The 13,378-nt window shown below is 74.7% G+C and carries 10 protein-coding genes and 1 pseudogene; 5 read left to right on the top strand and 6 right to left on the bottom strand.

The features are described from left to right. Positions 1 to 38 precede the first annotated feature (38 nt). From ACZ68P_RS14165 to ACZ68P_RS14150, 4 genes and pseudogenes are all read left to right on the top strand, one after another. Positions 39 to 1,415: an acyl-CoA dehydrogenase family protein gene (locus tag ACZ68P_RS14165; RefSeq protein ID WP_471005822.1), complete on the top strand. Its 1,377-nt coding sequence runs from the start codon at positions 39 to 41 to the stop codon at positions 1,413 to 1,415. Positions 1,416 to 1,625: 210 nt separating this feature from the next. Then, positions 1,626 to 2,522: a universal stress protein gene (locus tag ACZ68P_RS14160; RefSeq protein ID WP_471005820.1), complete on the top strand. Its 897-nt coding sequence runs from the start codon at positions 1,626 to 1,628 to the stop codon at positions 2,520 to 2,522. 259 nt (positions 2,523 to 2,781) lie between these two features. Next, a pseudogene (locus ACZ68P_RS14155) lies at positions 2,782 to 3,531 on the top strand (CAP domain-containing protein); the annotation flags it as partial. Positions 3,532 to 3,566: 35 nt separating this feature from the next. Then, positions 3,567 to 3,689, top strand: coding sequence for a CAP domain-containing protein (locus ACZ68P_RS14150; protein WP_471005819.1), 123 nt, complete (start codon positions 3,567 to 3,569; stop codon positions 3,687 to 3,689). 38 nt (positions 3,690 to 3,727) lie between these two features. On the opposite strand, the gene ACZ68P_RS14145 is transcribed toward ACZ68P_RS14150, so the two are convergent. The 5 genes from ACZ68P_RS14145 to xylB form a co-directional block, all read right to left on the bottom strand. Next, positions 3,728 to 5,365, bottom strand: a complete 1,638-nt coding sequence (locus ACZ68P_RS14145) for a sigma-70 family RNA polymerase sigma factor (protein WP_471005817.1) — start codon at positions 5,363 to 5,365, stop codon at positions 3,728 to 3,730. A gap of 134 nt (positions 5,366 to 5,499) precedes the next feature. Further along, positions 5,500 to 5,790: a hypothetical protein gene (locus tag ACZ68P_RS14140; protein ID WP_365714828.1), complete on the bottom strand. Its 291-nt coding sequence runs from the start codon at positions 5,788 to 5,790 to the stop codon at positions 5,500 to 5,502. A gap of 99 nt (positions 5,791 to 5,889) precedes the next feature. After that, positions 5,890 to 8,112 carry an NADP-dependent isocitrate dehydrogenase gene (locus tag ACZ68P_RS14135; protein ID WP_471005815.1) on the bottom strand — a complete coding sequence of 741 codons (2,223 nt, stop codon included), beginning with the start codon at positions 8,110 to 8,112 and terminating at the stop codon, positions 5,890 to 5,892. 43 nt (positions 8,113 to 8,155) lie between these two features. Next, positions 8,156 to 9,211: a phosphatase PAP2 family protein gene (locus tag ACZ68P_RS14130; protein ID WP_471005814.1), complete on the bottom strand. Its 1,056-nt coding sequence runs from the start codon at positions 9,209 to 9,211 to the stop codon at positions 8,156 to 8,158. A gap of 165 nt (positions 9,212 to 9,376) precedes the next feature. Then, positions 9,377 to 10,900: a xylulokinase gene (gene xylB, locus ACZ68P_RS14125; protein WP_471005813.1), complete on the bottom strand. Its 1,524-nt coding sequence runs from the start codon at positions 10,898 to 10,900 to the stop codon at positions 9,377 to 9,379. Between the two features lie 167 nt (positions 10,901 to 11,067). Between xylB and xylA the strand changes: the two genes are divergently transcribed. Continuing rightward, a complete protein-coding gene (gene xylA, locus ACZ68P_RS14120; protein ID WP_471005812.1) occupies positions 11,068 to 12,237 on the top strand; it encodes a xylose isomerase in 1,170 nt (389 codons plus the stop codon). Between the two features lie 87 nt (positions 12,238 to 12,324). On the opposite strand, the gene ACZ68P_RS14115 is transcribed toward xylA, so the two are convergent. After that, the gene (locus ACZ68P_RS14115) at positions 12,325 to 13,353 is read right to left on the bottom strand and encodes a LacI family DNA-binding transcriptional regulator (RefSeq protein WP_471005811.1); all 1,029 of its coding nucleotides are present in this window, start codon (positions 13,351 to 13,353) and stop codon (positions 12,325 to 12,327) included. Positions 13,354 to 13,378: the final 25 nt, after the last annotated feature.

Genomic DNA, 13,378 nt, shown 5'->3' with positions numbered 1-13,378 from the left:
CTATTCCAGTGGGGAAACAGGGATCATAGTGAGGTGCCGTGAGAACGCCGAAGAAGTCAGCGACACGCCCCTTCCCTCGGCAGATCAAACGCCCGGGACACGAGGAGATCTGGCGCCGTGTCACCCGTGAGCTGGCCGACGACCTCGCGGTCGACGCACTGGTCCGGGACCGGTCGGGCAAGGCCCCCTACGACGAGGTCGCCCGGCTCCAGGAGGCCGGACTTCCCGCGCTGCTGACCCCGCCGGGCCCCGCCCCGCGCGGCTCGGACTGGCGGGCGGCGTGCCGGGTGCTGCGGGAGATCTCCGCCGCGGACAGCTCGATCGGCGAACTGCTCGCCCATCACTACGTGCTCTCCTGGAGCGGCCGCTTCTTCGGCACCGCCCCGGCCTCCACCGACACGCTCGACGCTCCCCCGACGGCCGACGTCCCCGGCACCACCGGCACGCTCGACGACCCGGGCGCCACCGGCCGGCTCGACGCGCCCGGCGCGCTCGAAGTGCGCGCGGCGCGGGAACGCTGGCTGCTCGCCGGCGGCGTCGAGCCGGCCTGGGGAAGCGGCGGCCACGGCCTCACCCTCCGTCCGTCAGGCGGCGGCTGGGTCCTCGACGGCCGGCGCGCGTTCGACTCCGGCGTCACGGTGGCCGACCGCCTGGTCGTGGGTGCCCCGTGCACGGCGACGGGTGACGTGCTGGTCGTGCTGGTCGACCCCGCGCACCCTGCCGTGTTCGTCGAGTCCGGCGGCGACCGCGTGGGCCAGCGCCTCGCGGGCGCCGGGACCGTGAGCTTCGACCGCGTCCCGGTGGAGAGCGGGCACCTGCTCGGCAGGCTCCCCCGTGACGAGCACGCCGTGGCGCCCTTCACGACGCTGGCCCCGCTCGCCCTGCGGCTCGCCCTGGTCCACGTCGCCCTCGGCATCGCCGAGGGCGCCCTCGCCGAGGCCCGCGACATCAGCCGGGCCACCCGGGCCACCCCCCTGTCCGCCGACCCGGCGGTCGCGGCCGCCGCCGAGTACGCGGCCGGCACGGACCAGGATCCGTACCTCCTCCTGATGTACGGCGAGTTGGCCACGGCCGCCCATGCCGCGGCCGCGGTCGTGGACAGGGCCACGGAGGCGCTGGCCCACGGCCTGCTCGCGGAGCGCTCCCTCGGGGTCGAGGAGCGCGGCGACATCGCCGTGCTGGTCGCCGCCGCCGAAGCCGTGACCGCCAGGGCCGCGATCCTGATCACCACCCGGATCCTCGAACTCGTCGACGCGGCCCAGGCCGCGGACGAGCCGGGCGGAGGGCCCGGCCTCGACCGCTTCTGGCGCAACGCCCGTGTCCTCACGGCTCACGCCTCCGCCGCCCACCGGCTCCGCGACATCGGCGACCACTACCTCCACGGGCCCCGCCCCCAGCTCACCACCCTGCCCTGAGCAGCCGTCCGGGCTGCCACCCGGGCCGCGTGTGCCGTCCGGGCCGCTCCGAGGCGGCGGCAGCGCGACCGACGTACGGTCGTGGCGGGAGGTCCGGCCCGTACGCCGACGAGTCGACGGGCCCGGACGGGACAGGAGAGGAGGGAGGACGGGGGCAGGGCCGAAGGGCCGTGCTCCGCGTCGAGGCACGGAGCGTAGGGAGGCATCCTGATGAGTCGCGAGATCGTCGTGGGAGTGGACGGTTCGGCGGAGAGCCTCGCCGCGGCCGACTGGGCAGCCCGCGAGGCGCTGGGCCGCGGACTCCCGCTGCGCATGGTGCACGCCTGGCGCTGGGAACCGCTCGACATCCCGCTCGTCCAGGATCCGGAGAGCCTTGAACGGTCGGCCCAGGAGGTGCTGCGCGGCGCGGAGTCGACCGTCGCCCAGCGGTATCCGGGCCTGGCCGTGACCGGGGAGATCGTGGCGGACAGCCCGGTGGCCGCGCTCCTCGACACGCAGGAGCAGGCGGAGATGCTCGTCATCGGCTCCCGGGGACACGGAGCGGTCGTCGGCTTCCTGCTCGGCTCGTACGGGCAGCAGATCATCGCGGGCGCCACCCGGCCGGTCGTCGCCGTACGGGCGCACGGTGACGACGACGCCTCCGAGGGCGGCGACGGAGCGGGCCACCGGCGCGGCGAGATCGTCGTGGGCCAGCAGGGCGGCGCGGAGGACAGCGCCCCCACCCTGCGCTTCGCCTTCGAGACGGCGGCGGCCCGGGGAGCGGCCGTCCGAGCGGTACGGGCGTGGAGCCTGCCGCCCTTCTACGCCTACAGCCCCGGCTCGATGGCGCTCGCCGACGAGGCCGGTGGCCTGGTCCCGTACGAGGAGAAGGCGCTGCACGAGGCGCTGGCGCCGTGGCGGGAGCGCTTCCCCGGAGTGCCGGTGACCGAGCACGTGGAGATAGGGAGCGCGGCCCAGGTGCTGCTCTCCTCGTCCGGAGGCGCCGGACTCCTGGTGGTGGGCCGGCGGGCGCGACGCGGGGCCCTCGGTCCGCGGATCGGATCGGTGGCGCACGGCGCGCTGCACCTGGCACCGTGCCCGGTGGCGATCGTGCCGCACGACGACTGACGGCCGCATGGCGACGGACACCCGCTGACCGACGCCCGCGTGACGGGACGGCGCCCGCTGACCGACGCCCGCGTGAGGGGCGGGCGCCCGCTGACCGCTGCCCTCCGGCCGGGGACCCGTTTCGGCGTCAAAGCGGGTTGACCCGGTGGGTTGACGAGGTGTGTCGAAGGCGGCGAGGCCGGAAAGTGTGAGGGCCGTCGCCTCGGCGGCTCTCCATTCCGCCGGACCGTCCGGCGGCCTCGGAAAGAGAGCGGAGCCCATGCACCACCACGAGGACCGTGTCCCGTACGACCGTCCGGCCCGGGGCGGAGGCCGGCATCGCAGAGGGGGCGGAGTGAGGCGGCGCGCCCGCCGGGTGCCCTCCTTCCGTACCGCCGTGACCATGGCCGGTACGGCGACGGTCGCCCTCACCGTGACGGCGGGCGCGTACGTGGCGTCCCTCGGGGCGTCGGCCGTGGCCGGAGGGCGGCTGGACACGGCGGCCCAGGTCCGTACGACGGTGACGCCGCCGTCCGGGGCGTCCGCTCCCCCGACGCCGGCCTCGGGAGGCGCCGCGCCCTCCGGGCTCCTCGTCACCCCTTCGGCCGTATCCTCCCCGTCCGCTTCCGCCGGCCCGTCGACCGCGCCGGCCTTGCCGCCCGCCCCCGCCCCGAGCCCGGTGGGCGACCCGCCGGCCACGGCCGGGACCGCCCCGGTCACCGCCCCGCCTGCGCCCAGCGCGAGCGCCACCGCGAGCGCGACCGCCGCGCCGAAGTCGAGGGTGGCCCCGTCCCCCGGCAAGGTCGCGCCGTACGTCGACCGGGTGATCTCCCTCGTCAACGTGGAGCGTGACCAGGCCGGATGCGGCCCGCTCCGCCCCAACGGCCGTCTGCGGTCCGCGGCGCAGGCGCACGCCAACGACATGGCCGCCCGGGACTACTACGGTCACGACAGCCCGGAGGGCCGGAACGCGGGCGACCGGATCACGGCGGCCGGGTACGCCTGGTCGACGTGGGCCGAGAACATCCACCGCGGTCCCAAGACTCCCGCGGAGGCGATGCGCGAGTGGATGAACAGCGACGGACACGCCGCAACATCCTCAACTGCTCGTTCAAGGACATCGGCGTCGGTCTGTCCCTCACCTCCGACGGCCCGTGGTGGGTGCAGAACTTCGCCGCCCGGCGCTGACCGCCCCGGTTCCCGGCCCCCGACGGCACGGTGGCGGTTCAGGATCTGGCGGCGGCCAGCTTCTGCACCCACACCGTGCCGTCGGGTCCCCGGACCGCGGCGACGCCCGTGTCGCGGTAGCGGCAGTCCAGCATGTTCGCCTGGTGGCCCCCGCCGTCCATCCACCCCGCGAAGACGTCGGCCGGGTCGGCCGTCCCGCGCGCCAGGTTCTCGGCCCACCGGCTCCACCGGTAGCCGGCCGCCGAGATCCGCGCGTCCGCCTGGTCGCCCTCCGGGCTGCTGTGCGCGTAGTAGCCGCGCCGGACCATGTCGTTCGCGTACGCGCGCGCGGCCTCCGTCAGCCGTCCGTCGGTCCGCAGCGGAGCGCAGCCCTCCTGCGCGCGACGCCGGTTGACCAGTCCGGTCAGCCGTTCCTCGGCGCCGGCCTGCCGCGTCCTCGACGGGGAAGGGACGGGCGTCCGGCGCGGGGTGGGCGCCGCGCTCGCGGGCACCGGCGGGGCGGTCGTGGCGACCTGGGCCGGCGCGGCGAGGGGCGGGACGGGGACGGGCCGCTGCGCCGGTGGCTTCGACGGTACGAGGAGGATGACGCCCCCGAGGACGCCCAGCGCCACCGCGCCGGCGGCGCAGGCCCGCCGCACCACGGAACCCCGGCCCCCGCCGCGGCCCGCGGCGGAGCGCTCCTGGACCGCACCGCGGGCGGCTCCCCCCGCCTGGCCGGCGGCGCCGGGGACCGCGAGCGGATCCGGGGAGGACCACGGCGGCGAGCCGAGGCCCGCCTCCCCGCTCCCGGTGGCGTCCGGCGCGGGACCCGTGTCCGCCCACCGCTCCCCCGGCCAGGTGGCCTCCGGGGCCGGGGTGGAGGCCCAGGCGGCCGTCTCGGCCGCCACCGAGGGCACGTGGGCGCCCGGATCCCCGGCGAGGAGCGGCACGAGGCCGAGGCCGACCAGCAGCCCTTCGGCCGGCGCGAGTCCCGACCGGGCGGGAGCGCAGGCGTCGCAGCTCCGCAGATGGCGGGCGAACCTCTTGCGCCATACCGGAGCCGGGCGGCCGTCCCATCCGGCGACGATCGCCGCCAGTCCCGGGCACGGCGGCGTGGCGGCGAGGGCACGGACGACGGTACGGCCGGTCTCCAGCTGCTCCTTCATGCGCTGGACCCGGACCGCCGCGTGCTGCGGGGAGACGGCGAGCGCCTCCGCGAGCTCGGCGCGGGTCAGTTCGCCGGTGGCCTCCAGCCACCACAGGGAGAGCAGGTCGCGGTCGCCCTCGTCGAGCCAGCGGGTCGCCTCGGCCACCTCGCGGCGCTGTCCGGAGAGGCCGAGGCGCAGGATGGTGAGGTCCACGAAGTCCGCGCCGGGATCGGCGATGTCGGCGGCGCGGTCGAGGCCCGGCACCGGGCCGTTCCGCCGCTCGCGCCACCGCCGGCGGATCTGGTTCATCGCGATGGCGACCAGCCAGGAACGGAAGCGGAGGGGGTCGCGGAGGGCGGTTAGCCCGTCCAGGGCCCGCAGCAGGGTGTCCTGCACGACGTCGTCGACGTCGGCGTGGCCGTCGAGCGCGCGGGCCACGATGTCGCGGACGAGGGGGAGGTAGGCGCGTATCAGCCCTTCCCGGGCGTCGGCGTCTCCGGCCGCGGCCGCCTCCACCAGCTCGGCCGTGGCCCACTCGTCGCTGTGCATGAACGTGCTCCCTCGTCCCGTGGTCCGTCCGTCCCTGTGGTGAGGAGACCCGTGGGAGGGGGCGCGATAACGGTTATCCGCGCGACGACGGTGATCGCGGCGGTGATGAAGTGGTGACGGTGCGGGTGACGGCCTCAGGCGGGTGAGGGGGGCCGGTACGGCACGACGGCCGCGTTCCCCTCCCGTACCGCCTCGACCACCGCCTCGTGGATGTCCCGGCTCTCCGGCTCCGAGGAGCACGGCACCGGGCTGCCCGACATGGTGAACCAGTCGGACGCGCCGCTGTACTGCACGGCCACGCGTGCCTCACCGTCCGCGTAGGTGGTGTGCACGGTCACATCGCCGGTGAGTGCGCCGGCCTCGTCGGTCAGCACCCCACCTCGCCCGGTATAGACCCCGGCGGTCGTCCATGATGCCCAGCTCATCCATCCAGGTTCACACCCGAACGGCCTAGGCGCCACCGACAGGGACGCCCCGGCCCGGACCGAAGTCCGGGCCGGGGCGGAACCGCTAATGCGCCGGGATCAGCCGAGGGTGGCAATGGCCTCGTTGAACGTGGCGGACGGACGCATCACGGCCGAGGCCTTGGCCGCGTCCGGCTGGTAGTAGCCGCCGATCTCCGCCGGGGAGCCCTGGACGGCGATGAGCTCGGCGACGATGGTCTCCTCCTGCTCGGCCAGGGTCTTGGCCAGAGCCGCGAAGGCCTCCGCGAGCTGCGCGTCCTCGGTCTGCTGGGCCAGCTCCTGGGCCCAGTAGAGCGCCAGGTAGAAGTGGCTGCCGCGGTTGTCGATGCCGCCGAGGCGGCGGCTCGGCGACTTGTCCTCGTTGAGGAAGGTGCCGGTGGCGCGGTCGAGGGTGTCGGCGAGGACCTGGGCGCGGGCGTTGCCCGTGGTGGTGGCCAGGTGCTCGAAGGAGACCGCGAGCGCGAGGAACTCGCCGAGGGAGTCCCAGCGGAGGTAGTTCTCCTTGACGAGCTGCTGGACGTGCTTCGGGGCGGAGCCGCCGGCACCCGTCTCGAACAGGCCGCCGCCGTTCATCAGCGGGACGACCGACAGCATCTTGGCGCTGGTGCCCAGCTCCAGGATCGGGAAGAGGTCGGTCAGGTAGTCGCGGAGGACGTTGCCGGTGACCGAGATGGTGTTCTCGCCGCGGCGGATGCGCTCGAGGGAGAACTTCGTGGCCTCGACCGGGGAGAGGATCTCGATGTGGAGGCCCTCGGTGTCGTGCTCCGGCAGGTACTGCTCGACCTTGGCGATGAGCTGCGCGTCGTGGGCGCGGGTCGCGTCCAGCCAGAAGACGGCCGGGTCGCCGGTGGCGCGGGCGCGGGTGACGGCGAGCTTGACCCAGTCCTGGATCGGGAGGTCCTTGGTCTGGCAGGCGCGGAAGATGTCGCCCTCGGCGACCTCCTGCTCCAGGACGACGGCGCCGGCGGCGTCGACGAGGCGGACGGTGCCGGCGGCGGCGATCTCGAAGGTCTTGTCGTGGCTGCCGTACTCCTCGGCCTTCTGCGCCATGAGACCGACGTTGGGTACGGAACCCATGGTCGACGGGTCGAAGGCACCGTGGGCGCGGCAGTCGTCGACGACGGCCTGGTAGACGCCGGAGTAGCTGCTGTCCGGGAGGACGGCGAGCGTGTCGGCCTCCTGGCCGTCCGGGCCCCACATGTGGCCGGAGGTGCGGATCATGGCCGGCATGGAGGCGTCGACGATGACGTCGGACGGGACGTGCAGGTTGGTGATGCCCTTGTCGGAGTCGACCATGGCGAGGGCGGGGCCCTCGGCGATCTCGGCCTCGAAGGACGCCTTGATCTCCGCGCCGAGGTGCGGCACCGAGTCGAGGCCCTTGAGGATGGTGCCGAGGCCGTCGTTGGGGGACAGGCCGGCGGCGACGAGCGCCTCGCCGTACTTCGCGAAGGTCTTCGGGAAGAAGGCGCGGACGACATGACCGAAGACGATCGGGTCGGACACCTTCATCATGGTGGCCTTGAGGTGGACGGAGAACAGCACGTCCTCGGCCTTGGCGCGGGCGATCTGCTCGCTCAGGAACGTGCGCAGGGCGGCGACGCGCATGACGGAGGCGTCGACGACCTCACCGGCGAGGACGGGGACCGACTCGCGCAGGACGGTCGTGGTGCCGTCGGCGGCCACGTGCTCGATGCGCAGGGTGCCGGCCTCGGCGATGACGGTGGACTTCTCGGTGGACCGGAAGTCGTTCTCGCCCATGGTGGCGACGTTCGTCTTCGAGTCGGCGGTCCAGGCGCCCATGCGGTGCGGGTGGGCCTTGGCGTAGTTCTTCACCGAGGCGGGGGCGCGGCGGTCGGAGTTGCCCTCGCGCAGGACCGGGTTGACGGCGCTGCCCTTGACCTTGTCGTAGCGGGCGCGGACGTCCTTGTCCTCGTCCGTCCGCGGGTCGTCCGGGTAGTCCGGGAGGGCGTAGCCCTGCGCCTGGAGCTCGGCGATCGCGGCCTTCAGCTGCGGGATGGACGCCGAGATGTTCGGCAGCTTGATGATGTTGGCGCCGGGCGTCTTGGCCAGCTCGCCGAGCTCGGCGAGGGCGTCGTCGATGCGCTGACCCTCTTCGAGACGCTCGGGGAAGCTGGCGATGATGCGGCCGGCCAGGGAGATGTCACGGGTCTCGACATTGATTCCCGCGGTCGAGGCGTACGCCTGGATCACGGGCAGGAACGAGTACGTCGCCAGGGCGGGCGCCTCGTCAGTGTGCGTGTAGATGATGGTCGAGTCAGTCACCGGGTGCTCCGCTCCACGTCTGCGTCTGCGAGATTGCTCGACATCAAGATATCTCGTGATCCCGCTCCGCGGTAAAGGGGCCCGTGATCTCGGCGTCGGGCTCGGGACCGGCGGGGATGCGCCGGGGCGGCGCGGCGGACTCGTCGAGGTCGACATGGCGCAGGAGGGCGAGGAAGAGCAGTGCCGCGGCCAGCCCGGCTCCCGCGGCGAGCAGCTGTCCCGATTCGTAGGCGAGCCTCGCGGTCGCCGGGTCCGCCGGGAGCCGGACCCCCATCGAGCGGGAGAGCAGGAGGAGGCCCGCGCCGAGCCCGGCGAGCGCGCCGAGGACGAGGGGGACGGCCAGGACGAGGTTGCGGAGGGGGGCCCGGCCCCGGGGGGCGCGGCGGGCCCTGCCCTTGCGGGCGAGCAGGGCGACGGTCCCGCAGACGAGTGCCAGGGCGAGCAGCTCGGCCCCGATCAGGTCACCGGGCCGGTGCCATCCGATGGCCAGGGTGTACACCCCGAGGAAGGTGGCCCACAGGGCGCCGACGGCCACGACGAGGACCCGCAGGCGGTACGGGACGACCAGGGCGAGGGCGAAGGTCACGCTCAGGGCGAGCGTGGTGTGCCCGCTGGGGAAGCCGCCGTGCAGGAGGTGGCCGGGCGCCCCGGTGAGGTCCGGGCGGTGCAGCACGAACCGCTGGAGCAGTTCGGCGAGGACCACGGAGCCGATCACCGAGCCGAGGGCGGCCACGGTCGGCGCGTACCGGCGGCGCAGCACTCCCACGACCGCGATCAGCAGCAGGGCGAGGCTGAGGGAGTAGAGGGCGAAGTGGTGCGGGACGGTGCCGACGACGCGGGCGGCGGAGAGCGGCCCGTCCGTGAGCCGGCCGGCGGTCGCCGCGCCCTCCCAGCGTTGGCCGGTCGCGGTCAGGACGAGGCCGGCGTAGACGACGGCCAGCGTCAGGACGGCGCCGAGCGCCGCGTTGCGCAGCCGCTTGCGCACGCGTCCGTTGAACGAGCCCGGAGCTTCGGCGGCCACCGCGGCGTACCACCAGGTGCCGGCCTCCAGCGGCGGTACGGCGCGGCCGTCCGTACCGATCCTGTCTATAGGAGCCATGTCCCGATTCGAACCCGCCCGGCCCTCATGCGCGCGCTGGACGCACCCGAACGAATCGCCGACACGCCGGCGCACGGGTCCGGGGGACGACGCTCCGTCCGCGACCTGCCCCGGGGGTGTCTCGCCGACCTTGCCGAATCGCGGCGGCCTGACCGACAAGACGACCTAGAGGGCCCAACGCCGGGCGGTGTGCGCGGTGGTGGGCCCGGCGGGGTGGACGGGCGGCGCCGCGCCGTCGAGGACCGTGGCGATGCGCTCCCACGTCTCCTCGTCCCGGGGCAGCGGCGGCAGGAGCTCGCCGTCGCCGGTCCCCCAGGCGGCGGCCTGCGCGACGGGGTCGGTCCCGGTGGCGGCGCCCGCGGCGAGGGCGGCGGCGCCGAGGGCGACGAGTTCGGTCGAGGCCGGGACGACCAGGGGCCGGCCGGAGAGCCTGCGGACGGTGCTCGTCCAGGCGCGGCCGCGCGCCCCGCCGCCGACCAGGCGCAGCGGGCGGCCCCGAACCGCCGGATCGGAGGGGTCCGCGCCGCAGGCGGTGAGCAGGTCGTCGAGGGCGCGCAGCACGGTGAAGGCGGCGCCTTCGTAGGCCGCGCCGAGGATCGCGCGCGGGTCGGTGGTATGGCGCAGGCCGGTGAGGAGGCCGGTGGCGTGCGGAAGGTCGGGGGTGCGTTCGCCGTCGAGGTACGGCAGGACGACGACCCCGTCACCGGGTGCCGTGTCCTCGCGGTCGAGGCCGAGGAGGCCGGCGAAGCGGTCCACGGCGAGCGTGCAGTTGAGGGTGCAGCCGAGGGGGAGGTACGTCCCGTCGGCCGCGGCGAACCCTGCGAGTCCGGGGGCGGCGGGGCGGGTGCGGGTCGCGGCGAAGACGGTGCCCGACGTGCCGAGGCTGACGACGGGGTGGTCGAGGCGCCCGGCGGCGCCGAGGCCGAGTCCGACGGCCGCGGCCATGTTGTCCCCCGTGCCGGCGGCGACGGCGACGGTGCCGGGGAGGCCGAGCGCCGCGGCGGCGGCCGGGGTGAGCGTGCCGACCCGGGTGGCGCCGGTGGGCGCGACGGCGGGCAGCAGGGCCGGGTCGAGGCCGAGAAGATCCAGGAGGGCGGGATCGTAGGCCTGGTCGGCGGTGGAGTACCAGCAGGTGCCGGAGGCGTCGCCGGGGTCCGTCGCGGCGACGCCGGAGAGGCGCTCGGTGAGGAAGTCGTGCGGCAGCCGGACCGCGGCCGTGGCGTCGGCTACGGCGGGTTCGGTCGCACGCAGCCAACGCCACTTCGCTGCCGTCATGGAGGCGACCGGCAGCGATCCGGTCCGCTTCAGCCAGCCCTCCGCGCCGCCGTCGGGCGCGCCGGTGAGGGCGGCCGCCTGCGGCGCGGAGCGGGTGTCGTTCCAGAGCAGCGCGGGGCGCAGCGGCCGGCCGGACGCGTCGAGGACGACGAGGCCGTGCTGCTGTCCGGCGACCGCGATGCCGGTCACGGCGGAGGCGGGCACCGCCGCCTCCGCGAGGGCGCGTCCGACCGCCTCGCCGAGGGCCGTCCACCACTCCTCGGGGTCGCTCTCCCGCGCGCCGCCGGTGCCGGTCACGGTGTGCGGGGCGCGCCCGACAGCGAGCAGGGCGCCGGTCGTGGCGTCCACCACGGCGGCCTTGGTGGACTGCGTGGAGCTGTCCACTCCGATCACCACGGGGTGCTGTGCGGGCATGGGCGTCGCCTCTCGTCGTCGTTGCTCACGGGTCTCGTCGTCACTCACGGGCCTGCCGTACCGGAGCGGATCCGGCGTCCACTCTGGCGCGAGGGAGCCCCGGTGGCGTAATAGTTATCTCACAAAACAAATAGGTCGCCCAGACCTCCCACCGAAAGGGCCGGACCATGTCGGCACGCTTCTCCCCCACCCCCGAGGACCGGTTCACCTTCGGCCTGTGGACCGTCGGATGGCAGGGCCGCGACCCGTTCGGCGACGCCACCCGGCCGGAACTCGACCCGGTCGAGTCGGTCGAGCGGCTCGCCGCGCTCGGCGCGCACGGCGTCACGTTCCACGACGACGACCTCATCCCCTTCGGCTCCTCCGAGGCCGCGCGCGAGACCGCCGTCAAGCGCTTCCGGGCCGCCCTGGACCGCACCGGCCTCAAGGTCCCGATGGCCACGACGAACCTCTTCACGCACCCCGTCTTCAAGGACGGCGGCTTCACCGCCAACGACCGCGACGTGCGCCGTTTCGCGCTGCGCAAGACGATCCGCAACATCGACCTCGCCGTCGAACTCGGCGCGGGCGTGTACGTCGCGTGGGGCGGCCGGGAGGGCGCGGAATCCGGCGCCGCGAAGGACGTCCGGGTGGCCCTCGACCGGATGAAGGAGGCGTTCGACCTCCTCGGCCAGTACGTCACCGAGCAGGGCTACGACCTCCGCTTCGCGATCGAGCCCAAGCCGAACGAGCCGCGCGGGGACATCCTGCTGCCGACCATCGGACACGCGCTCGCGTTCATCGAGCGCCTGGAGCGGCCCGAACTGGTCGGCGTGAACCCGGAGACGGGCCACGAGCAGATGGCCGGCCTCAACTTCCCGCACGGCATCGCCCAGGCGCTGTGGGCGGGCAAGCTCTTCCACATCGATCTCAACGGCCAGTCCGGGATCAAGTACGACCAGGACTTCCGTTTCGGCGCGGGCGATCTGCGCCAGGCCTTCTGGCTGGTGGACCTGCTGGAGACGGCGGGATACGAAGGCCCCCGGCACTTCGACTTCAAGCCCGTGCGCACCGACGGCTCCGACGGCGTGTGGGAGTCCGCCCGCAACTGCATGCGCAACTACCTGATCCTCAAGGAGCGCGCCGCCGCCTTCCGGGCCGACCCGGAGGTGCGGGAGGCGCTGGCCGCCTCCCGGCTGCCCGAACTCGCCGCCCCCACCGCCGCCGACGGCCTGGCGGGGCTGCTCGCGGACCGTTCGGCCTACGAGGACTTCGACGCGACGGCCGCGGCCGAGCGCTCGATGGCGTTCGAGCGCCTGGACCAGCTGGCCCTGGAACACCTCCTGGCCGTGCGCTGACCCCTCGCGCCTCGGGCGGCGGCCTGCGGACCCGAAGCCGCCCGGGCGCGACACCTCACGGCGCTCCGCCGCACCGCGCGGAGCGCCTCAGGACGACGCGCGGACCACCAGCTCCGTCGGCAGCACCCGGCGGGGCTGCTCCGCCGACGCCTCCCCGATCTCCTGGAGCAGCAGCCGCGCCATGGTCCGTCCCATCTCCTCGATCGGCTGGCGCACGCTCGTCAGGGGCGGGTCCATGTGCCGCGCCACCGCCGAGTCGTCGACGCCGACCAGGGCGACGTCGTCCGGGACCCGCCGTCCCGCCTCGCGCAGCACGCCGCGCGCGCCGGCCGCCATCACGTCCGACGCGGCGAAGACCGCGTCCAGGTCGGGACGGCGCGCGAGCAGCTCGCGCATCGCCCGCTGCCCGCCCTCCTCCGTGAAGTCGCCGGTGGCGACCAGCTGCCGGTCCGCGGAGAGCCCGGCCTCGGTGAGGCCCTCGTGGTAACCGTCGAGCCGGCACCGGGCGACGTACATGTCGAGGGGGCCCGTGATCGTCGCGATGCGGCGGCGGCCCCGGCCGGCGAGATGGGCGACCGCCGAGCGGCCGGCCCCGACGTTGTCGGAGTCGACGTAGGCCACGGTCTCACCCTCCGTGCGACGGCCGTTCAGCACGGCCGGCAGCCCCAGCTCCCGCACCTGGTCGGGCAGCGGGTCGTCGCCGTGCACCGACACGAGCAGCACACCGTCGACCCGCTGGGCGGCGAGGTACTGCTCGAAGCGCTGGCGCTCCTTGTCGCTGCGGATCAGCGTGAGCAGCAACTGCTTGTCCGCGTCGGCGAGTTCGACGCTGACCCCACGGATGATGTCGAGGAAGTACGGCTCGGCGAACAGCCTGGCCTCAGTCTCGGGGATCACCAGGGCGACCGCGTCGGTACGGCTGCCGGCCAGCGCCCGGGCCGCCCGGTTGGGGACGTACCCCAGTTCGGCGATGGCCCGGCCGACGGCGGCCTTGGCCTGCTCGCTCACCCGGGGGGAGCCGTTGATCACCCGGGAGACCGTGCCACGGCCGACACCCGCCCGGGCCGCGACCTCCTCCAGGGTGGGCCTGCCGGTCTGGCGCCCGCTCACCACCATCTGCCGTCTCCCCTCGCAGCCCTGT

This window comes from Streptomyces sp. NPDC036822 (assembly GCF_055609145.1).
The sequence above is the reverse complement of the archived record's forward strand: the minus strand, read 5'-3'. Positions and strand labels throughout refer to the sequence as shown.

What these genes read in the sequence shown, in the direction of transcription:
- ACZ68P_RS14160 (WP_471005820.1), top strand. Translation starts at nt 1,626, where the DNA reads ATGAGTCGCGAGATCGTCGTGGGAGTGGACGGTTCGGCGGAGAGCCTC.
- ACZ68P_RS14145 (WP_471005817.1), bottom strand. Translation starts at nt 5,365, where the DNA reads ATGCACAGCGACGAGTGGGCCACGGCCGAGCTGGTGGAGGCGGCCGCG.
- ACZ68P_RS14140 (WP_365714828.1), bottom strand. Translation starts at nt 5,790, where the DNA reads ATGAGCTGGGCATCATGGACGACCGCCGGGGTCTATACCGGGCGAGGT.
- ACZ68P_RS14130 (WP_471005814.1), bottom strand. Translation starts at nt 9,211, where the DNA reads ATGGCTCCTATAGACAGGATCGGTACGGACGGCCGCGCCGTACCGCCG.
- xylB (WP_471005813.1), bottom strand. Translation starts at nt 10,900, where the DNA reads ATGCCCGCACAGCACCCCGTGGTGATCGGAGTGGACAGCTCCACGCAG.
- xylA (WP_471005812.1), top strand. Translation starts at nt 11,068, where the DNA reads ATGTCGGCACGCTTCTCCCCCACCCCCGAGGACCGGTTCACCTTCGGC.
- ACZ68P_RS14115 (WP_471005811.1), bottom strand. Translation starts at nt 13,353, where the DNA reads ATGGTGGTGAGCGGGCGCCAGACCGGCAGGCCCACCCTGGAGGAGGTC.